Raw genomic sequence first — 7,310 nt, 5'->3', positions numbered from 1 at the left:
CTCCGCCGCCGACCAGACCCGCCGCCTCTTCTGCTTCGTCACCGCAAACCGATAGTGTCCATCATCCCATGGTGGACACTATCGCCGACGCCTCGCGTCAGGCAGGGCGGTCAGCCCGGACGCTTACCCCGCGCCTGGGAACCGGACGCGTTCAGATAGTGGGGCGCAAGCTTTGCCTGACCGAGGCGGCGTTGGCCGACTTGGAGGATATCTGCGGCTTCACGACCGACACCTGGGGGCGGGCGCCGTCGCGACGCCTTTCGCCCCGGGCTGCGCTCGTTTCCCTGCGGGGCGCATGTGGTGTCCTATTTGGCGCTCGACGGCGGGGCGATCGGCATCGTCCGGGTGCTGCATGCACGGCAGAATGTAGCGGCGTTGCGGTGGAGAGAGGGGATTGGGTGATGGTGGGTGCGAGCACCCACCATACTTGCTAGAGGTCTTTGACAGCCCGGGTGAGATCGGACCTAGCTTCTAGAGGGCTTGCAAGAAGCGAGAAGACTTCGTGCGAGCGGCTGTAGTTCGGCAAGTACACGACACCCGATGCTCCGGGGGCCGGGGAAGCAAGGCCACTTGATACTATTATTTCAAGTATAGATTTAACAGTGGATCGATGCTGGGGCTCAATACCGCGATAAAACGCGTTCTCGCGCCGACCACGCCCTCTTTGTACAAAAAGTTTCCTAAGGACGGTAATCAGCAGGGCCATTTCAACGGGAAGACCGGATCGCAAGATTTGTGCATTGGTGTCGTAGGTGTCGGCGAAGGAAATCACCTCAGTGGCTGCGTCGATCATGCCGGGGGGCAGGGCATCTCGATTGGCCCGGCCAATTAGGCTTGTCACGAGGCAACTCCGCAATCGAGGGGCCTTTTGTCCCACCTCTTCCTCTTCCACATAGAGTTGATCTATAACGCACTCATCGAAAAAAACCTGCGAAAGGTCGGATTGCGCAGTAACTACGAGCGCATCAATATCGCACTCTCTAATCGTTACAGGCGGAACTTTTCCGCCGAAAACCATCGAAAATACTTGAATAAGATCGAACAAAAGAAGAGAGTCGCCGCTGTTGTTGATGCAGTGCTCAAAGCTCGCTCGGAACAGGCGTTCGCCTACGACGGCGCGCTGGATGTCCCGGCAACACATCCGAACGCCCAGTTCCCCGAGTTGATGGCGCCCTCTTAGTTTTATAAGATTGGAGTTCTCAAACGGTGATGTAGCATACCTTGCAACGTTTGCAGAGGCGCAGGCGTCGCAGAAGTCCAAATCAAAGAACTCCCTTGCCTCCGGATCGCTGGAAGAGGATGCGAGCCCGCAAAGACGGTACACGAACAGCTCGCTTTCGGCGTTCATCTCAAACCCGAAAACATCCGAGAAGGTGCGCCGCAAAATCTCTATCGAAAGGGGGCCACGTCCGCTCTGAGAGCCGCGAGCCTCCCAGGCCAGTCGTTCCAGAAATCTCCTGACCGCTACAGGATCGCGCAGGCCTGCCGGTGACTGATCTGCCTCGCGCGCTGCAACTTGGTCTAGTAAGTAGTCCCAACCATTGGCGGCATCCTGGAAATTGTTCAGCGCGAGCTTGTCGAACACGTGGCGCGATATCAGGTAGCCGAGCAAGAGAGGGCGCCTAGGAAGCCAATCGGGAAGAGACTGGTGAAGATTGTGGTTTGCAAGGTACCGTTCCACCTGTTCTGGGCTGAAGTTACTAATGTCACTAATTGTAAAATCTTCACTCAGAGCGAGGGCGTTACGCAAATCACTGGTGGATGCTCCAAAATAACTTGAGCGTCCAGCCATGAATACACGGCTACCAACCGGTGTATCTTTCACAAAACGTCTAACTAACTCAAGGGAATCGCTTTTGGCTTTCCGCATATTTTTAACAGAAAGCACAAATTTTGTCGTGTATAACTCATCGAATCCGTCAAGAAGAAGATCGCAGAATCCTGCTCGCCATGCGCCGATCAGTCCGTTCGCACTTGCGAAACCGATTTGCTCGCAGTGGCGAATGAGAGCTTCAGCCGGAGACCTTTGTCCAAAGTGATCGACAAGGTTCAGGTGAATAGGGAATCGAGCCGAATATCCGGCTTTGAACCTTTGGAAGCTAGAGAGAAATATTTCTCTAAGCGTCATGCTCTTTCCAGAGCCAAAGTCGCCGAGAAATACAATGCCTCTGACGTTGGAGTCATAAACCCTATCAATAAGGCGTTCGTAGGATATAACTTCTTTAGAGTCCAGTACAAAATCAAGAGGTACGTAGCTATCAGTTATCCTTCCGCTGTTATTAGAAAGTTCTCTGGCGCTACCAAAGTAATAGTTCTCTCGCAATTTTCCATATAGGCCAGCATTTACCAGACGTTAGAACAAAGTCTGCAGGCTTAAGATATGAATTGGGCATTTGGCTTTTGACCGGATAGCTTGATCTCCCTTCAGGGCGGCTTGATTTCCCGTGGGATCTTGCTTAAGTACAAGCCAGATCTGAAAGTTTTTATCCTCATTTGCAGGCTCGCGCCTCATCTCTGACACGAGTTTGGTTAGCTTTTGAAGCTTCTCTTTGGCTGCTTGAAGCTTTCCACTTACAGTAGCCTCGACGAGGTGCACTGTATCTAAAGTTCTGAAAACACCATCACGCTCGTGTCCCTGAAGCGTCTCAGCACTCCCGGAGAAAGCATCTGGCCATAGCTCTCGACAAACATTCCTTACGTCGTTCTCAAATGCACGAGTCATCTCATAGCGCTCGTCCATCACTACCCATCCATCTTCAGCGCATTAATAAACGCCTCCTGCGGGATGTCCACCCGCCCGAACTGGCGCATCTTCTTCTTGCCGGCCTTCTGCTTCTCCAGCAGCTTGCGCTTGCGGGTGATGTCGCCGCCGTAGCACTTCGCCGTCACGTCCTTGCGCAGGGCCGAGATGGTCTCGCGGGCGATGATGCGGCCGCCGATCGCCGCCTGGATCGGGATCTTGAAGAGGTGCTGGGGGATCAGCTCCTTCAGCTTCTCGACCATGGCGCGGCCGCGGGCCTCGGCGCGGGCGCGGTGGACCATGGTGGAGAGGGCGTCCACCGGCTCGTCGTTGACGAGGATCGCCATCTTCACGAGGTCGTCCTCCTGGTAGCCGGTCACGGTGTAGTCGAACGAGGCGTACCCCTTGGTCACGGATTTCAGGCGGTCGTAGAAGTCGAAGACCACCTCGTTGAGCGGCAGGTCGTAGACGACCATCGCCCGGGAGCCGGCGTAGGTGAGGTCGAGCTGGACGCCGCGGCGGTCCTGGCAGAGCTTCAGGACGTCGCCGAGGTACTCGTCGGGGACGAGGATCGTCGCCTTGATGCGGGGCTCCTCGATGTGGTCGATCTTGACCGCCTCGGGCATGTCGGCGGGGTTGTGGAGCTCGAGCATCGTGCCGTCGGTGCGGTAGATGTGGTAGACGACCGAGGGCGCGGTGGTGATGAGGTCGAGGTCGAACTCGCGCTCCAGGCGCTCGCGGATCACCTCGAGGTGGAGGAGGCCGAGGAAGCCGCAGCGGAAGCCGAAGCCGAGGGCGGCGGAGGTCTCCATCTCGGCGGTGAAGCTGGCGTCGTTGAGCTGAAGCTTCTCGATGGCGTCGCGGAGCGCCTCGAAGTCGGAAGCGTCGACCGGGAAGAGGCCGCAGAACACCACGGGGATCGAGGGCTTGAAGCCGGGGAGCGGCTCGGTCGCGCCCTTGCGCTCGGTGGTGATGGTGTCGCCGACGCGGGTGTCGCGGACCTGCTTGATCGAGGCGGTGAGGAAGCCGATCTCGCCCGGGCCCAGCGTGTCCATGGGGGTCATGCCGGGGCGGAAGACGCCGACGCGGTCGACCGGGTAGACGGCGTTGGTCGACATCATGCGGATGCGGTCGCCCTTCCTCAGCACCCCGTCGATGATGCGGACGAGGACGACGACGCCGAGATAGGCGTCGTACCAGCTGTCGACCAGCATCGCCTTGAGGGGGGCGGCAGGGTCGCCCTGGGGGGCGGGGAGGCGGGCGACGATGGCTTCGAGGACGTCGGCGATGCCGAGGCCGGTCTTGGCGGAGATCGGGATGGCGTCGGAGGCGTCGATGCCGATGACGTCCTCGATCTGCTCCTTCACCCGCTCGGGCTCCGCGGCGGGGAGGTCGATCTTGTTGAGGACGGGGACGATCTCGTGGCCAGCGTCGATCGCCTGGTAGACGTTGGCGAGCGTCTGGGCCTCGACCCCTTGCGAGGCGTCGACGACGAGGAGCGAGCCCTCGACGGCGCGCATGGAGCGGGAGACCTCGTAGGCGAAGTCGACATGGCCGGGCGTGTCGATGAGGTTGAGGACGTAGTCCTGGCCGTCGCGGGCGCGGTAGTCGAGGCGGACGGTGTTGGCCTTGATGGTGATGCCGCGCTCGCGCTCGATGTCCATGGAATCGAGAATCTGCGCCTGCATGTCGCGGTCGGCGACCGTGCCGGTGGTCTGGATCAGCCGGTCGGCCAGGGTGGATTTCCCGTGGTCGATATGGGCGACGATGGAGAAGTTTCGGATGCGCGCGGTCTCGGTCATGCGCGCGGGTATGCGGGCGCGCCGGCGCGGGCGTCAAGGGGCGGCGGAGGCCACCCGGGGCCCGCCTGCGCGCTGCGCCCGCGGGCCCCGGGTGGTCGTCGGGCTGGCCGGGGCGGGTCAGCTCCTCGGCTTCAGGTTCTCGGGATCGTAGAGCGGCCGGTAGCCGACGGCGGCGACCTCGACCGGGTAGGTCTCGCCGAAGTACTGGACGGCGAGCCTGCGGCCGGTCTGGCACCACTCCCACGGCAGGTAGGCGAGCGCGATGTTCCGGCCCACGCTCGGCCCGAAGGCGATCGAGGTGGTGAAGGACCGCCGGCCGAGCGCGTCGACCAGGGTCTCGCCGGTCGCGGGATCGAGAACCGGCAGCGTTCCGACCGGGTAGCGGGCGACGCCGGCGCCGTCGGCGTTGTCGGTCATGACGAGGGTGCAGAGCATCGCCGGCTGGTGGGCGCGGGCGCGGTGCTCGAGGTGCCTCGCCTTGCCGCGGAAGTCAGCCTCCTTGACCTTTGACCGGGCCAGGTCCGCCTCCAGCAGGTTGTATTCGGTCAGCAGGTCGGCGTTCTGGAGGCGCAGGCTCTTCTCCATGCGCCGGCTGTTGGCGTAGGTCTCCACGCCCACCGCCATCACGCCGGTGGCGCGGAGCGCGTCCCAGACGGCGAGGCCGTCCCCGTACGCCATGTGCAGCTCCCAGCCCTGCTCGCCGACATAGGAGATGCGGAACGCGGTCACGTCCTTGCCGGCGATGCGGAGGGGGCGGATCGCCGCGAAGGGGAAGCTCTCCGTCGCGAGCGCGGCCGGGTCCTCGACCACCTTCGCAAGGGTCTCCCGCGCGTTCGGGCCCCAGATGCCGATGGTGACGAACCTCTCGGCGACGTCCTCGATCGTCACGTCGTAGCCGCGGTCCTGCGCCACGCGGCGCATGTAGTGGAAGTCGCGCGGACCGGCGTCGGCGCCGTTCACCAGGCGGATGCGGTCGGGCATGCGGAAGAGGGTGAAGTCGGCGCGGACGTTGCCCGCATCGTCGAGGAAGTGGGTGTAGATGCCCTTGCCGATATTGGCGTCGCCGCCGACCTTCGCCGCGCAGAGCCACTCCATCATCGCGACGTGGTCGGGGCCGGAGATGTCGGTCATGTGGAAGTGCGAGAGGTTGACGATGCCGCAATCCTCGCTCATCGCCAGCTGCTCGGCGTTGGAGACGCGCCAGAAGTGGCGATTGTCCCACTCGTTCTCGCGGACCGGGATCCGGTCGGCGTATTTCGCGAGCAGGTGCTCGTTCGCGGCGTAGCCATGCGCCCGCTCCCAGCCGCCGAGCTCCATGAAGTGGCCGCCGAGCGCCTTCTCGCGCTCCCAGAACGGCGAGCGGCGGATGCCGCGGCCGCCGGCGAAGGGCTCGCGCGGGTGGACGGGCGGGTTGTAGACCTTGCGCGCCGTCTCCGTGCAGCGCGCGGCGATGAAGTCCTCGGTCAGCGCGAAGGGGTTGAAGCGGGCGTAGTCGATGCGGGCGTGGTCGATCGCCGTGCGGCCGTCGGTCATCCAGTCGGCGACGAGCTTGCCCATGCCGGGCGCGTCCTTGACCCAGATGCCGACGGCGTACCAGAGGCCGCGGACCTTCTGGCTCTCGCCGATCGACGGGCCGCCGTCGGTCGTGACCTGGAGGAGGCCGTTGAAAGAGTGGCCCTCGTTGTAGCCGAGCTGGCCTAGGATCGGCGTCAGCTCCATCGCCCGCTCCATCGGCGCCACCACCTGCTCGAGGTCGAGGTCGCGCTGCGACGGCGACAGCCGCGCCTGCTCCTTCTCCGGGAGGTCGCGGGGGTGGACGAGCCGGGGGTCGTGCTCCTCGTAGTAGCCCCACTCGATCTGCCCGCCCTCGGCGGTCCGCGGATCGCCGGTGTCGCGCATGTAGGCGGAGTTGCCCTGGTCGCGCAGCAGCGGGAAGCCGATCTCCTTGCCCGTCCCCGCGAAGGCGTCATAGGGCCCGAAGAACGTCAGCGGATGGTCGATCGGCATGACCGGCAGATCCTCGCCGGCCATCGCCGCGATCAGCCGGCCCCAGAGGCCGGTGCAGACCACGACATGGTCCGCGCGGATCGTGCCGCGCGGGGTGGCCACGCCGCGGATCCGGCCGTCCTCGATGACGAGCGACGTCGCCGGGGTGTTCGCGAAGGCGCGGAGCTTGCCCGCCGCCTCGGCCCGGTCGACGAGCTTGCCGGCGACGGTCTGCGAGCGCGGGATGACGAGCCCGGCGTCGGGATCCCAGAGCCCGCCCTGCACCAGGCTCTCCTCGATCAGCGGGAACCTCTCCTTGATCTCGGCCGGCTCCATCAGCCGCGCCCGGGTGCCGAAGGCCCTGGCGCTGTCGACCTTGCGCCGGATCTCGTTCATGCGCTCGTCGTCGCCGACCCGCGCCACCTCGATGCCGCCGATCCGGGCGTAGTGGCCCATCCTCTCGTAGAAATCGGCCGAGTAGAGCGTGGTCCAGCAGCTGAGGAAGTCGTGGCTGGTGGCGTAGCAGAAGTCAGAGGCGTGGGCGGTCGAGCCGATGTCGGTCGGGATGCCGGACTTGTCGATGCCGACGATGTCGTCCCAGCCGCGCTCGATCAGGTGATGGGCGACCGACGCCCCGACGATGCCGCCGAGCCCGACGATGACCACCCGCGCCCGTTCCGGAAACCCTGACATGCGTTCCTCCCCTCGCTCCCGACCGTCGCCCGCCGCGCCCCGGCGCCCGGATCCCGTCGCCCGCGCGCGGTCCCTGCGGGACCGATTAC

At 63.6% G+C, this 7,310-nt stretch carries 5 protein-coding genes; 1 reads left to right on the top strand and 4 read right to left on the bottom strand.

Annotation, left to right across the window (positions count from 1 at the left end):
• Positions 1 to 207: 207 nt before the first annotated feature.
• Positions 208 to 402: a type II toxin-antitoxin system RelE/ParE family toxin gene (locus KBB57_RS20135; RefSeq protein ID WP_367272698.1), complete on the top strand. Its 195-nt coding sequence runs from the start codon at positions 208 to 210 to the stop codon at positions 400 to 402.
• A gap of 28 nt (positions 403 to 430) precedes the next feature.
• Here the strand turns inward: KBB57_RS20135 and KBB57_RS13950 are convergent, their stop codons facing one another.
• From KBB57_RS13950 to KBB57_RS13935, 4 genes are all read right to left on the bottom strand, one after another.
• Positions 431 to 2,323 carry a hypothetical protein gene (locus KBB57_RS13950; RefSeq protein WP_290751287.1) on the bottom strand — a complete coding sequence of 631 codons (1,893 nt, stop codon included), beginning with the start codon at positions 2,321 to 2,323 and terminating at the stop codon, positions 431 to 433.
• A gap of 30 nt (positions 2,324 to 2,353) precedes the next feature.
• On the bottom strand, positions 2,354 to 2,740 hold the full coding sequence (locus KBB57_RS13945) for a hypothetical protein (protein ID WP_290751284.1): 387 nt from the start codon (positions 2,738 to 2,740) through the stop codon (positions 2,354 to 2,356).
• Between the two features lie 2 nt (positions 2,741 to 2,742).
• Positions 2,743 to 4,542 carry a translation elongation factor 4 gene (lepA, locus tag KBB57_RS13940; RefSeq protein WP_290751282.1) on the bottom strand — a complete coding sequence of 600 codons (1,800 nt, stop codon included), beginning with the start codon at positions 4,540 to 4,542 and terminating at the stop codon, positions 2,743 to 2,745.
• Positions 4,543 to 4,659: 117 nt separating this feature from the next.
• Complete coding sequence (locus KBB57_RS13935; RefSeq protein WP_290751280.1) at positions 4,660 to 7,221, bottom strand: FAD-dependent oxidoreductase; 2,562 nt, start codon at positions 7,219 to 7,221, stop codon at positions 4,660 to 4,662.
• Positions 7,222 to 7,310: the final 89 nt, after the last annotated feature.

Source organism: Amaricoccus sp. (genome assembly GCF_017993425.1).
Classification (GTDB): Bacteria; Pseudomonadota; Alphaproteobacteria; order Rhodobacterales; family Rhodobacteraceae; genus Amaricoccus.
Note: the sequence above shows the minus strand (reverse complement) of the source record. Positions and strands in the feature narration are given on the sequence as shown.